The organism is Proteus sp. G2673, assembly GCF_009915125.1.
GTDB lineage: Bacteria > Pseudomonadota > Gammaproteobacteria > Enterobacterales > Enterobacteriaceae > Proteus > Proteus penneri.
In genome coordinates this window covers 62,041-77,105 of sequence record NZ_JAABLT010000017.1, presented here as the reverse complement: position 1 = coordinate 77,105, position 15,065 = coordinate 62,041, and the positions used below count along the sequence as shown (strand labels likewise).

Annotated in this window: 9 protein-coding genes and 1 riboswitch; of the genes, 1 reads left to right on the top strand and 8 read right to left on the bottom strand. The window is 40.6% G+C overall.

Going from position 1 to position 15,065, the window contains the following annotated elements; genetic code table 11:
- The first annotated feature begins 291 nt into the window (after positions 1-291).
- Positions 292-380: riboswitch (TPP riboswitch) on the top strand.
- A 51-nt stretch (positions 381-431) separates the two neighbouring features.
- Positions 432-1,229, top strand: coding sequence for a bifunctional hydroxymethylpyrimidine kinase/phosphomethylpyrimidine kinase (gene thiD / locus GWI59_RS08355; protein ID WP_115065451.1), 798 nt, complete (start codon positions 432-434; stop codon positions 1,227-1,229).
- A 51-nt stretch (positions 1,230-1,280) separates the two neighbouring features.
- Here the strand turns inward: thiD and fbaB are convergent, their stop codons facing one another.
- The 8 genes from fbaB to GWI59_RS08315 all read right to left on the bottom strand — a co-directional run bounded on the left by fbaB (position 1,281) and on the right by GWI59_RS08315 (position 14,620).
- Complete coding sequence (gene fbaB / locus GWI59_RS08350) at positions 1,281-2,330, bottom strand: class I fructose-bisphosphate aldolase (RefSeq protein WP_006533078.1); 1,050 nt, start codon at positions 2,328-2,330, stop codon at positions 1,281-1,283.
- A 49-nt stretch (positions 2,331-2,379) separates the two neighbouring features.
- Positions 2,380-3,273, bottom strand: a complete 894-nt coding sequence (yegS, locus tag GWI59_RS08345) for a lipid kinase YegS (protein ID WP_072064215.1) — start codon at positions 3,271-3,273, stop codon at positions 2,380-2,382.
- 296 nt (positions 3,274-3,569) lie between these two features.
- Positions 3,570-4,949, bottom strand: a complete 1,380-nt coding sequence (gene trhP / locus GWI59_RS08340) for a prephenate-dependent tRNA uridine(34) hydroxylase TrhP (protein WP_161671021.1) — start codon at positions 4,947-4,949, stop codon at positions 3,570-3,572.
- Positions 4,950-5,068: 119 nt separating this feature from the next.
- Positions 5,069-5,776, bottom strand: coding sequence for a two-component system response regulator BaeR (gene baeR / locus GWI59_RS08335; protein WP_006533073.1), 708 nt, complete (start codon positions 5,774-5,776; stop codon positions 5,069-5,071).
- 24 nt (positions 5,777-5,800) lie between these two features.
- Positions 5,801-7,177, bottom strand: coding sequence for a two-component system sensor histidine kinase BaeS (gene baeS / locus GWI59_RS08330; protein ID WP_161724456.1), 1,377 nt, complete (start codon positions 7,175-7,177; stop codon positions 5,801-5,803).
- A complete protein-coding gene (gene mdtC, locus GWI59_RS08325) occupies positions 7,174-10,257 on the bottom strand; it encodes a multidrug efflux RND transporter permease subunit MdtC (protein ID WP_109847314.1) in 3,084 nt (1,027 codons plus the stop codon). Before mdtC ends, baeS begins: the two co-directional genes overlap by 4 nt.
- The gene (locus GWI59_RS08320) at positions 10,254-13,385 is read right to left on the bottom strand and encodes an MdtB/MuxB family multidrug efflux RND transporter permease subunit (protein ID WP_161724454.1); all 3,132 of its coding nucleotides are present in this window, start codon (positions 13,383-13,385) and stop codon (positions 10,254-10,256) included. Before GWI59_RS08320 ends, mdtC begins: the two co-directional genes overlap by 4 nt.
- The gene (locus GWI59_RS08315; RefSeq protein ID WP_161724452.1) at positions 13,385-14,620 is read right to left on the bottom strand and encodes an MdtA/MuxA family multidrug efflux RND transporter periplasmic adaptor subunit; all 1,236 of its coding nucleotides are present in this window, start codon (positions 14,618-14,620) and stop codon (positions 13,385-13,387) included. Before GWI59_RS08315 ends, GWI59_RS08320 begins: the two co-directional genes overlap by 1 nt.
- Positions 14,621-15,065: the final 445 nt, after the last annotated feature.

Genomic DNA, 15,065 nt, shown 5'->3' with positions numbered 1-15,065 from the left:
TCCAGAAATGCATTATAAATACCTCATTTAGCAGATAATATATCTATTGTCGTTAAAACGAGCAAAATAATTTATTTTATTCTTCTTATTTAAAGATAGCTAAAATATATTCCTTAAATTGATGTTTCGCGCAATATAAGCCATCGGCTTAGTATTTATTATATACAACCTTCACTGATTTATCTTACTGAATAACAAATCTCAAAAATAGAAAGTTAGTCAATAGAGGTCTGTTATCAAGCTAGCATCTTTATCTTGAGCATGCGATACTTCTTATCGCCTGAATTTACAGGCTTTGGCTCGGGGCGCCTTATGGCTGAGATGAACCCGTATAACCTGATCTGGATAATGCCAGCGTAGGGAAGTCAAGGTAACTCTGCTGATTAACAGAGCCCGACTTTTCTGTAACTGGTGAAAGGAGGAGTTAATCAGTGAGATTCAATGCATTGTCTATCGCAGGCACCGATCCTAGTGGTGGTGCAGGTATTCAGGCTGATCTGAAAACATTTTCCGCACTGGGTGTTTATGGCACAACAGTAATGACAGCACTTGTTGCTCAAAATACCTGTGGTGTCCGTAGTGTCTATGATTTATCCCCTGATTTTGTTGCAGCTCAATTAGATGCTGTCTTGTCTGATGTTCGAATTGATAGCGCCAAAATAGGTATGCTCTCTAATGCTTCAATTATTGATGTGGTTTGCGACAAAATTCAGCAATATGCTATTCCTTTTGTTGTTCTTGACACGGTTATGATTGCAAAAAGTGGTGATCCTCTATTACAGCCTGATGCGGTTAATAAAATGGTCAGTCAGCTTTTACCGTTGGTTGATTTGATCACACCTAATTTACCTGAAGCAGCTGCCTTGCTAGGTTGTGAAGTTGCTCAAGATGAAATAACAATGAAGCAACAAGGTTATGCATTACTAAAGCAAGGATGCAAAGCCGTGTTAATGAAAGGAGGACATTTAACTGAAGATGAAAGTCCCGATTGGTTATTTACTCAAGATGGCGAGTGGCGATTTACCTCAAAACGTGTGAATACGAAAAATACTCATGGTACAGGATGCACACTTTCAGCCGCTTTAGCCGCTATTCGTCCCCAAGTTGTTAATTGGCAGATTTGTGTTGAGCAAGCAAAAGCCTATCTACAACAAGCGTTAGAACATGCAGATAGTTTAGAGGTTGGACAAGGTTTCGGTCCTGTACACCATTTTCATCGCTGGTGGTAATACTAAAAAGCCCCTATAAAAGGGGCTTTAACTGATCGTAAAATCAGATAATTAAGCAATAGTGACAGATTTATTTAGATAAACATCTTGTACGGCATTAATTAGAGCCACGCCATCTTTCATTGATTTTTTGAACGCTTTACGCCCTAAGATCAAGCCCATACCACCCGCTCGTTTATTAATAACGGCGGTACGAACAGCATCTTCAAGATCATTATTACCTGAAGCACCACCAGAGTTAATTAATCCCGCACGTCCCATATAGCAGTTTGCTAATTGGTAACGAACTAAATCAATTGGGTTTTCAGTAGTGAGTTTGGTGTAAACACGCTCATCAGTATGACCAAAACCAATTGCTTTAAAGCCACCGTTATTTTCAGCCATTTTTTGTTTAACAATATCAGCACCAATTGTTGCGGCTAAATGGTTTGCTTGACCGGTTAAATCTGCACTTGCATGGTAATCTACGCCATCTTTTTTAAAGGCTGGGTTGCGTAAATAAGCCCATAATACAGTGACCATCCCCAATTCATGTGCACGCTCAAAGGCCATTGAAATTTCTTCTATTTGGCGACGGCTTTCTTGTGAACCAAAGTAGATGGTTGCACCCACTGCAACAGCACCCATTTCAAAGGCTTGTTCTACACTGGCGTACAGTGTTTGGTCATATTGCGCTGGGTAGCTTAGGGTTTCATTGTGGTTTAATTTCACAAGAAAAGGGATTTTGTGTGCATAGCGACGAGAAACAGAAGCAAGAACACCATAAGTAGAGGCAACACAGTTACAACCCGCTTCAATAGCTAACTCAACAATATTTTTCGGATCAAAATAGAGTGGGTTTGCGGCAAAAGAGGCTGCAGCAGAATGTTCAACCCCTTGGTCAACAGGTAGAATGGACAGATAACCCGTTCCCGCTAAACGCCCGTGATTAAACAGGGTTTGCATTGAACGTAACACGCTATTAGGGCGATTGTTATCAATCATAACGCGATCAACAAAGTCAGAACCTGGCAGGTAGAGATTTTCGCTCGGGATGGTTTGGCAACGATGTTCCAATAATGATTTCGCATCAGCACCTAACAAACTTACTATATCAGTCATTACATACTCCAGTTCATGATGAGATGAGAGTGATTGTCATTTATCTACATTAAGATAACAAGTCACATTGAGGCGGTAACCGGCAGTGGATCGCTTCAGGTAACACAATAAATTCAAATTTATTTCCTAAAAGGGGTTCTCCATCTAAATTAAATATCATTTCATGAGAAGCACTAATGTTTACCCAGCGACTTTCACGTTCGATTATCTTGTCATTTTTTTTCCGATCAAACAGGCTATTGAAAAGAGAAGGGAGTAATTCGTGCGCTTCAACAATAGTGATATTAAGCTTATTGTCATTAATTAATGCATCAGGGCAGAGTTGTTGCCCGCCACCGGCTTGGCGACCATTACCAATACCGAGAATGAGGGATTCACCTTTCCAGTGAAAGTTTTCTGCTTCAATAGTACAGTAATCTGCTTTCAAAGAATCAATACTTAAAAGACCATTAATAAAATAAGCTGCCCCTCCTAATGCCGATTTTAAGGCTTCTGGCGTTTCAGTGGTAATTTTGGTACCAAAACCACCAGAAGCCATATTAATAAAATAATGGGTCTTATTTACATTGATAACATCAATGGGCACTGCTCGTCCTTTAACGGCTAAGTTAAGGGCATTCTCCATATCACGAGGGATTTGTGCGCTGGTGGCAAAATCATTTGCTGTACCTAATGGAATAATGCCAAGTGTTGGTAACGATGAGGGGGAGAGATGAATTAGTTCAGATACAACGCTATTAATTGTTCCATCGCCTCCTGCTGCAATCACCGTTTCTGCCTGTATATCTATCGCTTCTTGTACAAAACGACGTATATCACTGGATTCCCAAGTTACTCTTACTTGGAGGTTAAAACCTTCGTTACGTAATTGGTAGACTGCTTTTCTCAATGCACCGTTGTTCGCGCTTTTTCCATTAATGATTAGTAAACTAATTTTACTCATTGATGAGTTCCTTTAATTGAATCACTCTTTTAAAGGTAATGGATATCGAGAAAATTACTATTTTTTTTACAAAGGATAACGAAAAAGGAATGTGTTTTACGAAAAGATAATTGATAACGGGAAGTGAAAAAAGAAAAGGCAAATCCAAGGGAGATTGGATTTGCCAAGGAGGTGGTTCCTAGTCTTACTGTATTCATTCTAGTTCTTTATTTTTCGGAACTGATGATACGGCAAACAAATCATTATTGATGTGATCTGTATTTGAAATTGACCACTTTAAATCAGATTATGACGCTTTACTTCACTTCTACCGCATCAATTTTATGCGGTTGACGTGTTGTTGTACCTTGTAGATTGCGGATCAGCAGTGCGAAATCTAAATCAACATCTTCAGGAACAGACAAATAAACCATGTGACCATTACCCGGAGCAACATCAGTTGGTTGCTGTTTTTTGTTAAACAGTGATTCTAACGTGAACTGAATATTTCCAGTTGGTGTCATTAATTCTAGGCTATCACCTAAAACAAATTTATTTTTAACATCAACTTCCGCTAAACCGTTTACGCGTTTACCAGTGAATTCACCGACAAATTGTTGGGTGTCAGAGACAGAGTAACCATATTCATAAGTTTGGTACGCATCATGGGTATGACGACGTAAGAAACCTTCGGTATAACCGCGGTGTGCTAAGCCTTCTAATGTCGTTAGCAACGTTGGATCAAAGGGTTTGCCTGCAACAGCATCATCAATTGCACGACGATACATTTGCGCTGTACGGGCACAGTAATAGAAGGATTTAGTACGACCTTCAATTTTCAGAGAGTGCACACCCATTTGTGTTAATTGCTCAACGTGTTCAATCGCACGTAAGTCTTTAGAGTTCATGATATAAGTACCGTGTTCATCTTCGAACGCAGTCATATATTCACCAGGGCGTTTTGCTTCTTCAATTAAGTAGACTTTATCTGTTGGCGCGCCAACGCCTAAAGTAGGCTCAATGTTTTTAACTGGGATTGGCGTGTATTTTTCAACGATATTGCCCACATCGTCTTCTTTGCCTTCTTCGACTTTATATTCCCAACGGCAAGCGTTAGTACATGTACCTTGGTTTGGGTCACGCTTATTGATATAACCAGATAGCAGGCAACGGCCTGAGTAAGCCATACATAATGCACCGTGAACAAAAACTTCTAATTCCATATCAGGAACTTGCTTACGAATTTCAGCAATTTCATCAATAGAAAGTTCACGTGAAAGGATCACGCGAGTTAATCCCATTTGGCGCCAGAATTTTACGGTTGCCCAGTTTACGGCATTGGCTTGTACTGAAAGGTGGATATCCATTTCAGGGAAGGCCTCACGTACCATCATGATCAAACCCGGATCAGACATAATCAGCGCATCAGGGCCCATATCAATGACAGGTTTTAAGTCACGGATAAAGGTTTTTAATTTAGCATTATGAGGTGCGATATTAACCACAACATAGAAGCGTTTACCTAATTCATGGGCTTCTTGAATACCTTTGGCTAGGTTTTCGTGGTTAAACTCATTATTACGCACACGTAAGCTATAACGTGGCTGACCTGCATAAACGGCGTCTGCGCCATAAGCAAAGGCATAGCGCATATTTTTTAATGAGCCAGCAGGAGAGAGCAATTCGGGTGTAAACATGGTTAATTTCCTGGTTCTGATTTCAAGTCAGTCCCCCACACATTGGGTAGGGGTATATCATAAAGGAGGGGATTCTAGCGCTTAAGTGTAGCGAGGTTCAATGTATTCCTGAAAAAATATCATCGAAAACGGTAAGCTTGGGTTTCCCAACGATAGCCTTGACCATAAATTGAACGAATAAATTCAATTTGATCGTTAAGTTGCTCTAGTTTACGTCGTAAGTTTTTAATGTGACTATCAATGGTTCTGTCCGTCACAATACGGTAGTCATCATAAAGGTGATCCATAAGTTGGTCACGCGTCAATATTTTTCCGGGTTGAGTGGCTAACGCTTTAAGTAAACGAAATTCAGCAGTCGTTAAATCAAGAATTTTATTGTTGTATTGGATTTGATAAGCCTGCTCATCAATGACAACTAATTTATCGTTTTGAACAATATCTTGTGGTCGATAAAAACGGCGTAATAAAGTTTTGACTCTGGCGACCACTTCTCTTGGGCTATAGGGTTTGCAAATATAGTCATCAGCACCAATCTCAAGCCCGAGTAATCTATCTACTTCCTCTGTTTTCGCTGTGACCATAATGATGGGAATATCGGAAAACTGACGTAACTCTTTACAGACAGTGATGCCATCTTTAACGGGCAACATCAGATCTAATAGTATTAAATCGTAATGTTGCTGTTTTACACAATGGCAAACTTCAGCACCATCTGCTAACCAATAAGTTTGATAACCTGATGATTGAAGATAATCAATAAGCAATTGGGCAAGTTTAGGCTCATCTTCAACAATCAGGATTGAATAGGGGGATTCAGATAGGGTCATTTATTGGCTCAATGGTTATTAGGCTTAAAGATCATCAGAATATGCGGGTAATTCTATAAGAATTTTCATGCCACCTAAAGATGAAGGCATAGCACTTATTTTACCATTATGAGCTTCAACGATATTTTCGCAAATCGCAAGACCTAATCCGGAGCCTCCACTGGCACGATTTCGTGAGCTTTCTGCTCGATAAAAGCGTTGGAAAACGGCTTGATACTGTGATCTATCTAATCCAGGTGCGCTATCTTCCAAAGTTATCAATACGCAGTTGTTCTCTTTTCTTGTCTTGATATGTAATTGCCCACCAGCATAGGTATAGCGCACACTATTTTCTAATAGATTATGAAAAAGCTGAATAAGTCGGTCAGGATCGGCTTGTACAATTAATGGAGAGACATCATCTAATTCAGTGTATAAAGCAATATCTTTAGTTTGATAGGTGTGACGATAAGAAGCCACAGCCAACAAAATCACCTCATTAATATCAATAAAATCTTTACGATAAGTTAAAGAGCCTCTATCTGATAATGAGAGTTGATGGAGATCATTCACCAGTTTTGTCAGGTTTGTTACTTCGAATAAAAGTGAGTTTAATGTCTCTGCCGTGGGCTTTCTTACGCCATCTTGTAACGCTTCGAGTTCGCCTTTTAATATGGCAAGAGGGGTTCGCAATTCATGTGAGATATCTGCCATATAATCGCGACGAATTTGCTCATTTTTCTCTAGTGTGCTGGCGAGTTGGTTAAAGTCTGTGGCGAGTTGGCTGATTTCATCTTTACTTGTGGGCGTAACTCGAACAGAGAAGTCACCTGCTGCTAATTTATGTGTTGCTTCGACCAGTCGTTTAACGGGGCGTATCATATTGCGAGAAAGGATCAGTGTAATAAGTAAAGCTAAAAGAACCGCTAAACCGGCAATGATCCAACTGGTACGCAGTTGTTGTTTATCAAAACTGATATCCGCTTCACTACTGATCTTATCAGCGGCACTGACAATCACCCAACCCACAATTTCATCATGAGCCGTAATTGGTTTTTTGAACGTTTCTTCAGGAAACTGATTGTCATGACCAAATAAGCGCTTCATATTTTTATCAACGATCCAAAACTGTGTGCGCCAGCCTTTGGGTGGAGGGCCTTCACTGCTTTGGCTTATTTGGTCGATACTGCGTAATATTTGATAAAGAGAACGATCATCTCTATTAAGAAAACGCCAGTCGCCGGTTAAAGCATATTGATCTGTTAAGGCTTCAGCTAAAAGAGTTGCACGCTGTTCACTGTTTTTCTTGATATAGCCAATAAATCCTTGTTGAAAGCTACCTCGAATACCAATATGCATGGCAAGAACCACAACCATACAGGTAGCGAAAATTACCAAGAACAGCTTGCTTCTCAGTTTCATGCTTTAGCCTCTTTCTTGCTGAAACGCCGTTGTTGCCAACGTTCACGCAATCCATCAAAAAATAGATAAATAACCGGAGTTGTATAGAGGGTCAGTAGCTGGCTCATTAATAAACCGCCGACAATTGTTATCCCTAAAGGTTGTCTTAACTCTGCGCCATCTCCACTACCTAACATTAGTGGTAATGCACCAAATAATGCGGCGAGTGTTGTCATAAGAATAGGGCGAAAACGTAATAGGCTGGCTTGAATAATCGCCTCTTTAGCTGACAACTTGCCTTCACGCTGTGCTGTAATCGCAAAATCCACCATAATAATGGCGTTTTTCTTCACAATACCAATCAGCAACATAATGCCAATAAGCGCAATTAAGCTAAAAGGTGTATCAAAAAGCTGCAACGCTAATAACGCACCAACACCCGCAGAAGGAAGAGTAGATAAAATGGTCAGCGGATGAATATAACTTTCATATAACACACCTAATACTAAATAGACCGTTACAATCGCCGCTAAGATAAGAATAAGCTGTGATTTGATGGTTTCTTGAAAAATCTGTGCAGTACCTGCAAAGGTGCCCCTTACGGTATTGGGTACGCCCAACTCGGTCATTGTGCGTTCAATAGAATTAATGGCATCGGCTAATGTATAGCCTTCAGGAATATTAAAAGCAATAGTTGAGGCCGCAGATAGCCCTTGGTGATTTACACTTAACGGTGCATTAGCAGGATACCAACTTGCAAATGCCGATAATGGAATACGTTCACCTTGATTATTGACCACATACATTTTATCTAACGCAGAAACATCCTGTGTATACTGTTCAGAGACTTCCATAACCACTTTATACTGATTTAATGGCGCATAAATGGTGGAGATTTGACGCTGACCAAAAGCATTGTTCAGTAGATTATTGGCATCACTAACATTAATACCTAATTGCGACATAGTATCACGATCGTACGTCAGTGCCATTTCGGCGCCTTTATCTTCTTTATCTGAGTTAACGTCCACCAGCTGAGGCAGTTCGCCTAACGCTTTACGAACAATGGGCTCCCATTTACGCAACTCGCTTAAATCATCAGCTAATAATGTGAATTGATAACTGGCATTCGCTTGACGTCCACCCGCTCTAACATCTTGCACAGGCATTAAAAAGAGGTTAGCGCCAGGTTCATCAGCAAGTTTGGCACGTAAACGATTGATCACTTGGTTGGCACTATCAGTGCGTTCTGACAGGGGATTGAGGGAAATAAACATAAATCCACTGTTAATACGCCCCCCACCAGTAAAACCCGTTACGCTATCAACGTCTTTATCTGCATTAATTTCTTGCATAAAACGGGTCATTTTTTCTTTCATTGATTGGAATGAAATGCTTTGGTCAGCACGGACAAACCCCATTAAACGACCTGTATCTTGATCAGGGAAAAACGTCTTAGGTGCGCTGATGTATAAATAAGCATTTAAGCCCAATGTGGCGAGAAAAATAGCCATAACCCAGCGCCGATGGCGTAACGCTGCTTGTAATGTGACACTGTAACCTTGTTGGAGACGGAAAAGTAACTTACCAAAACCCCGTAAATGCGATTGTGCTTTAGGTTTCATCCCTTTGAGTAAATGCGCGCACATCATGGGGGTGAGCGTTAGAGAAACAAACAGCGAAATCGCAATAGCGGTTGTTAAGGTTATAGCAAATTCTTTAAATAATCGTCCAACAAGGCCATCCATCAACAGTAATGGAATAAAAACGGCAACAAGAGAAATACTCATCGAAAGAACTGTAAAACCAACTTCACCGACCCCTTTCAAGGCGGCATCTTTAGGTTTTAAACCATTCTCAATATGACGAGAGATATTTTCAAGCACCACAATGGCATCATCAACCACAAAGCCGGTGGCTACGGTTAATGCCATTAATGAAAGGTTATTTAAACTAAAGCCACAAAGATACATGGCTGAAAAAGTACCAATTAATGAAACGGGTACCGCAACCGCAGGGATCAGTGTGGCACGACCTGAACGTAAAAATAAAAATACGACTAAGATCACTAGCGCCACAGCAATAGCTAAAGCACGTTCAACTTCTGCTAAGGATGCGCGGATAGTGGGCGTTCTATCTTGGGCAACTTTTAAATCAACACTGGCAGGAATAAGTTCACGTAATTCAGGAAGTTCATCACGAATACGGTTAACCGTTTCAATAATATTGGCACCCGCTTCACGGCGAATAACCAGTAAAATAGCCGGTTCACCGCCACTCATCCCTGCTGCGCGTGAGTTTTGTACCGAATCAGTGACTTGCGCAACGTCGCCTAAACGCACAACAGCCTCTTGATTGTAATGCACGATGATTGGGCGATATTCAGCCGCTTTGCTTAGCTCGTCATTGGTTTGAATTTGCCAACGATTTTCATCATTATTGACAAAGCCTTGAGGTCGTCGCACATTCGCTTGGTTAATTGCTTTTCTAACATCATCAAGGCTGACATTTTGGTTAAATAGCGCATCAGGATTGAGAGCAACACGTATTGCAGGCAATGAGCCGCCACCAACCGAAACTTCACTCACACCTTCAATCTGTGAGATTTTTTGTGCTAGCCGTGTTGAAGCGAGATCGTAAAGTTCCCCAGTATTTTGTGTGTCAGAGGTGAGCGTTAAGATCATAATCGGTGCATCAGAAGGATTCGATTTATAATAACGCGGGCGGCTTGGCATTCCTGAAGGTAATAAGCTTTGTGAAGCATTTAATGCCGCTTGCACATCACGAGCTGCGGTATTGATATCTTTATTTAAATCGAACACCAACGTAATGCTGGTACTTCCAAGTGAACTGCTTGATGTCATTTCATCAATACCCGCAATTCGCCCTAAAGAGCGCTCAAGCGGTGTTGCCACTGAAGATGCCATGGTTTCTGGTGAAGCCCCTGGTAAGGAGGCGTAAATATTAATAACCGGATAGTCAACTTGGGGTAATGGGGCGACAGGGAGCAACATAAAACCTAATGCACCACATAGCGAAATCGCCAAGCTAAGCAACGTAGTTGCTACAGGTCGTTGAATAAAGAGGGCGAAAAACTTCATGATACAGCCCCGTTATTATTCTCAACCTGTTTATTACGGTTTACATAGAGTGATAATTTATCAAACAGCAGATAAATTACAGGCGTAGTAAACAGAGTTAATATTTGGCTCATAATTAAGCCACCGACCATACAAACCCCTAATGGTTGGCGTAATTCTGCACCCACACCGGTACTTAACATTAAAGGCAAAGCACCTAAAAGAGCCGCCATTGTGGTCATTAATATTGGACGAAAACGTAATAAACACGCTTGATAAATAGCCTCGTAAGGGGTTAAACCTTGCTCTCGTTCGGCGGCAAGGGCAAAGTCTATCATCATGATCGCATTTTTCTTTACGATCCCGATAAGTAAGATGATCCCAATAATCGCAATAATATCAAGCTCATTACCGGCGGCCATTAATGCAAGTAACGCACCGACACCTGCGGTAGGTAGCGTAGATAAAATAGTAATAGGGTGAATGAAGCTCTCATATAACACACCGAGTACAATATACATTGCCACAATAGCCGCGATAATCAGCCATAAAGTGCTAGAAAGCGCACTTTCAAATGCCAACGTTGCACCTTGGAATTGGGTGGTAATATCTTTCGGCATAGAAATCTGCTCTTCAGCCAATTTTACTGCTTTCACTGCGTCTTCAAGAGAGGATTGTTCTGCGACATTAAATGAGAATGTTGCTGAAGGAAATTGCTCTTGATGATTAATCGAAAGAGGTGCTAGACGTTGTTCAACAGATGCAATAGATAACAAAGGCACCATAGCACCATCTTTGCCAGTTAAATGTACGGCTGAGAGCGCCTGTAAACCGTCATCATTGCGAATATCTTGTTCCAATACAACGCGGTACTGATTGGCTTGAGTGTAGATAGTTGAAATTAAACGCTGACCAAAAGCATTATAAAGTGCGTTATCTATTTCACTCATCGAAATACCTAAACGGCTTGCTGAGTCTCTATCTACTTTGATATATGCCATCATGCCGTTGTCTTGCCAATCACTGCTGATATCCGTTAATTCAGGACTCTCTTTTAGTGCCTGAGAGAGCTTAGGCACCCAATAAGCCAACTCCTCTAATGATGTTGCTTGTAACGTAAATTGATACTGAGTACGAGAAACTTGCGTATCAATGGTTAAATCTTGAGTCGGTTGCAGATAAAGAGTCATTCCTGCAATAGACGCAATACGCGCTTGTAAACGAGGAATAATCACATCTATCCTATCGTCACGCTGATCAAGGGGTTTTAGCGTGATCTGCAATCGCCCCGTATTGAGTGTTGCGTTACTGCCATCAATGCCGACAAAACTGGCAATATTATCAACAGCGGGATCATCAATGAGTTTATCAACCACTTGTTGTTGTTTTTCTACCATTGCTTGATAAGAAATGGATTGTGAGGTTTCAATGGTTCCTTGCAATAGCCCGTTATCTTGTAATGGGAAAAAACCTTTAGGAATAAACATATACAGCAAAACAGTTAATACCAATGTGCTAAGTGCTACGCCAAGCGTTATCCATTGATGGTTTAAAACACGTTTGAGCCAAACTGCATACACGGCAATCATTTTTTCAAAGAAACGCTCGCACGCTATTTCAAAACGATTGTGTTTGATTTCATTTTCAGGTTTTAGCAATCGAGCACACATCATTGGCGTTAATGTGAGCGAAACCACCGCAGAGATTAGGATCGCGACAGCAAGGGTGATGGCAAACTCTCTAAATAAGCGACCGACAATATCCCCCATAAATAACAGAGGGATCAGGACAGCAATAAGAGAGAAGGTAAGCGAAATAATGGTAAAACCAATTTCACCAGCCCCTTTTAGCGCTGCAGTTAATGGTTTATCACCACGCTCAAGGTAGCGAGAGATATTTTCAATCACAACAATGGCGTCATCGACAACAAAGCCTGTCGCAATCGTTAATGCCATTAAGGTGAGATTATTGACAGAAAAGCCGCAGAAATACATCACTGCGAATGTACCGACTAATGAAAGTGGTACAGCAATGCTTGGAATTAAGGTTGCGACACCATTACGTAAAAAGAGATAAATCACCATCACCACAAGGGCGATAGCTAAACCAAGCTCAAACTGTACATCTTTAACTGACGCGCGGATCGTTGTGGTTCTATCGGTTAAGATCTCAACATTCACGGATTTTGGTAAATTAGAGACTAAATCGGGTAATAAATTACGAATATTATCAGTGGTATCAATAACGTTAACGCCGGGTTGACGTTGCACATTTATAATAATCGCCTGTTCATTATTTGCCCATGCACCTAATTGGTTGTTTTCAGGCGCTTGTTCGATAGTTGCGATATCAGATAAACGAATAGGCGCATCATTTTTATAGGCAACGATGAGTTGGCGATAATCTTCTAATGATTTCATTTGGTCATTAGCCGATAACGTTACAGAGCGAGTAGGGCCATCAAGGCTTCCTTTCGCTGAGTTAACGTTCGCATTATTGATTGCCACACGAATTTTTTCACTATCTAAACCGTAAGATGCTGCGGCTTGTGCATTGAGTTTGACCCTAACGGCAGGACGCTGCCCCCCCGCTAAAGCCACTAAACCTACGCCATTAACTTGTGAAATCTTTTGCGAAATACGGGTTTCAACCATATCTTGCAATTGTGTCATCGGTAATGTCGAGCTAGTCACCGCTAAGGTTAAAATAGGCGGATCAGCTGGATTAACTTTGCTGTAAATTGGTGGGTAAGGTAAATCGGATGGTAGCAGATTAGTGGCTGCATTAATCGCTGCTTGTACTTCTTGCTCTGCAACATCTAATGGTAATGTTAATTGGAACATCAGTGTGATCACCGATGCACCACCAGAGCTTTGAGATGACATTTGCTTTAACCCGGACATCTGCCCAAATTGACGCTCAAGTGGCGCAGTGACAGCTGATGTCATGACATCAGGGCTTGCTCCAGGATAGAGTGTAACGACCTGAATAGTTGGATAATCAACTTCAGGTAACGCAGAGACGGGTAGCATTCGATAGCCGACAATTCCAGCTAAGAGTATAGCGACCATAAAAAGGGTTGTTGCAACAGGGCGCAGAATAAATAAGCGAGAGGGGCCGCCACCTGTACCGTGTGTTTTTTCGGTCATTATGCTTTCTCCGCAACAACACGGTTATTTTCTTTAGTCTTTGGTGCTGTAGGCGTCACGATTTCGACTTTTGCACCTTGTGTTAATCTATCCACTCCATCGGTTACAACGCGCTGATCTGCTGATAGACCAGATGCTATTACGACTTTTTCCGCATTTTGTAAGGCGATCTCTACGCGTAATTTACTCACTTTATTTTCACTATCTACAACCCAAACAAAGTGACCTTCATTACCCATTTGTAGTGCAGCATTCGGAATAACAACCGCTTTTTCTAATGTAGCGACATAAAGACGCACGTTTACAAACTGGTTAGGAAATAATGTTGTCTCTTGTTGTGGAAAACGTGCTTTTAACTTAATGGTGCCAGTTGTAGCATCAATTTGGTTATCAACGCTAAATAATTTACCTTGAGCTAATTCAAATTGGTTATTTCTGTCTAATGCGGTGACAGGCAAATCAGCACTGTTTTTACGTGCTTGAATGACTTTAGCTAAATCTTGTTCTGGCAATGTAAAAAGCACATCAACAGGATCCATTTGATTAATAACTACAATCGGTGTTGATGAACCACCTGAAATATAGTTACCCACATCAACTTGTTTTAATCCCACTTGGCCTGAAATAGGTGCTGTAATTTTACTGTAAGTTAATTGCAGTTGCGCATTACTGATCGTAGCCTCATCAATACGGATACTTGCTTCTGACTGCTTCACTAAAGCTTGCTGATTATCTAGCTCTTGTTGTGAGACTAAATTAGTTTTTGCCAACTTCTGATAACGCGCTAAATCAAGACGTGCGTTAGCTAATGTGGCTTGATCTTTTGCAAGTTGTCCTTTGGCTTGGGCTAATTGTACTTCAAATGGACGGGAGTCAATTTCTGCTAATAAATCACCTTGTTGAACGTGTTGCCCTTCCGTGAAATGTAAAGCCATTAATTGACCTTCAACTCGACTTGTCACTGTGACGCTATTGGTTGCTTTCACTGTACCTAAGGCCGATAAAAATTGAGGTACATCCTCTTGTGTTGATGTTGCAACTTGAACAGGCGGTAAAGGAGGGCGTCGAGATCCAGATGTACTTCGACTTTGTGAGTTAGTTGCTTGAGCCACTTTATTTTCAGGTGACGCTGTTTTTGCTGCATTAAATTGCCAATAGGCGTAACCCCCTGCGATTACGACGATTAAAGCGATAATGAGAGAAACTCTTTTTTTAGCATTTTTGTTTTTATTCATTACTTTTGTGATCCCACTGGCAACTAGCTAATCAGAAATACTGAAATAAAATTTTGGAATAGTGACATTCTACCTGTTTCTACACAGTTAAAAATGGAGGAAATATGGAAATTAAGTCAAGGAATGTGTTTTATTGGCGTTATTTTAATCAATTAAAACAAATTGCTACTGGCATTATTTTATCGTTGTTATTCAATAAGAGATAATTTAGCAAATTAGCGATAATCACTAGCGTAGCTTAATTCTTTATATAGGGATAATTAAGTGGAATATAATTTATTAATAATCAGTACGTTATTTTGATTGGTGGTTTTTTAATCGCATAACTATTTTGTACAAATGCCTGTAACTATGATAAAACGCAATAGTTAGTTATAATTCTTAGATAATTATTCTTTCCAGTGATAGAATGCCAACCTTGTTTTTCTCTGCGTTGAACTCTTTT

What these genes read in the sequence shown, in the direction of transcription:
- fbaB (WP_006533078.1), bottom strand. Translation starts at nt 2,330, where the DNA reads ATGACTGATATAGTAAGTTTGTTAGGTGCTGATGCGAAATCATTATTG.
- yegS (WP_072064215.1), bottom strand. Translation starts at nt 3,273, where the DNA reads ATGAGTAAAATTAGTTTACTAATCATTAATGGAAAAAGCGCGAACAAC.
- trhP (WP_161671021.1), bottom strand. Translation starts at nt 4,949, where the DNA reads ATGTTTACACCCGAATTGCTCTCTCCTGCTGGCTCATTAAAAAATATG.
- baeR (WP_006533073.1), bottom strand. Translation starts at nt 5,776, where the DNA reads ATGACCCTATCTGAATCCCCCTATTCAATCCTGATTGTTGAAGATGAG.
- baeS (WP_161724456.1), bottom strand. Translation starts at nt 7,177, where the DNA reads ATGAAACTGAGAAGCAAGCTGTTCTTGGTAATTTTCGCTACCTGTATG.
- mdtC (WP_109847314.1), bottom strand. Translation starts at nt 10,257, where the DNA reads ATGAAGTTTTTCGCCCTCTTTATTCAACGACCTGTAGCAACTACGTTG.
- GWI59_RS08320 (WP_161724454.1), bottom strand. Translation starts at nt 13,385, where the DNA reads ATGACCGAAAAAACACACGGTACAGGTGGCGGCCCCTCTCGCTTATTT.
- GWI59_RS08315 (WP_161724452.1), bottom strand. Translation starts at nt 14,620, where the DNA reads ATGAATAAAAACAAAAATGCTAAAAAAAGAGTTTCTCTCATTATCGCT.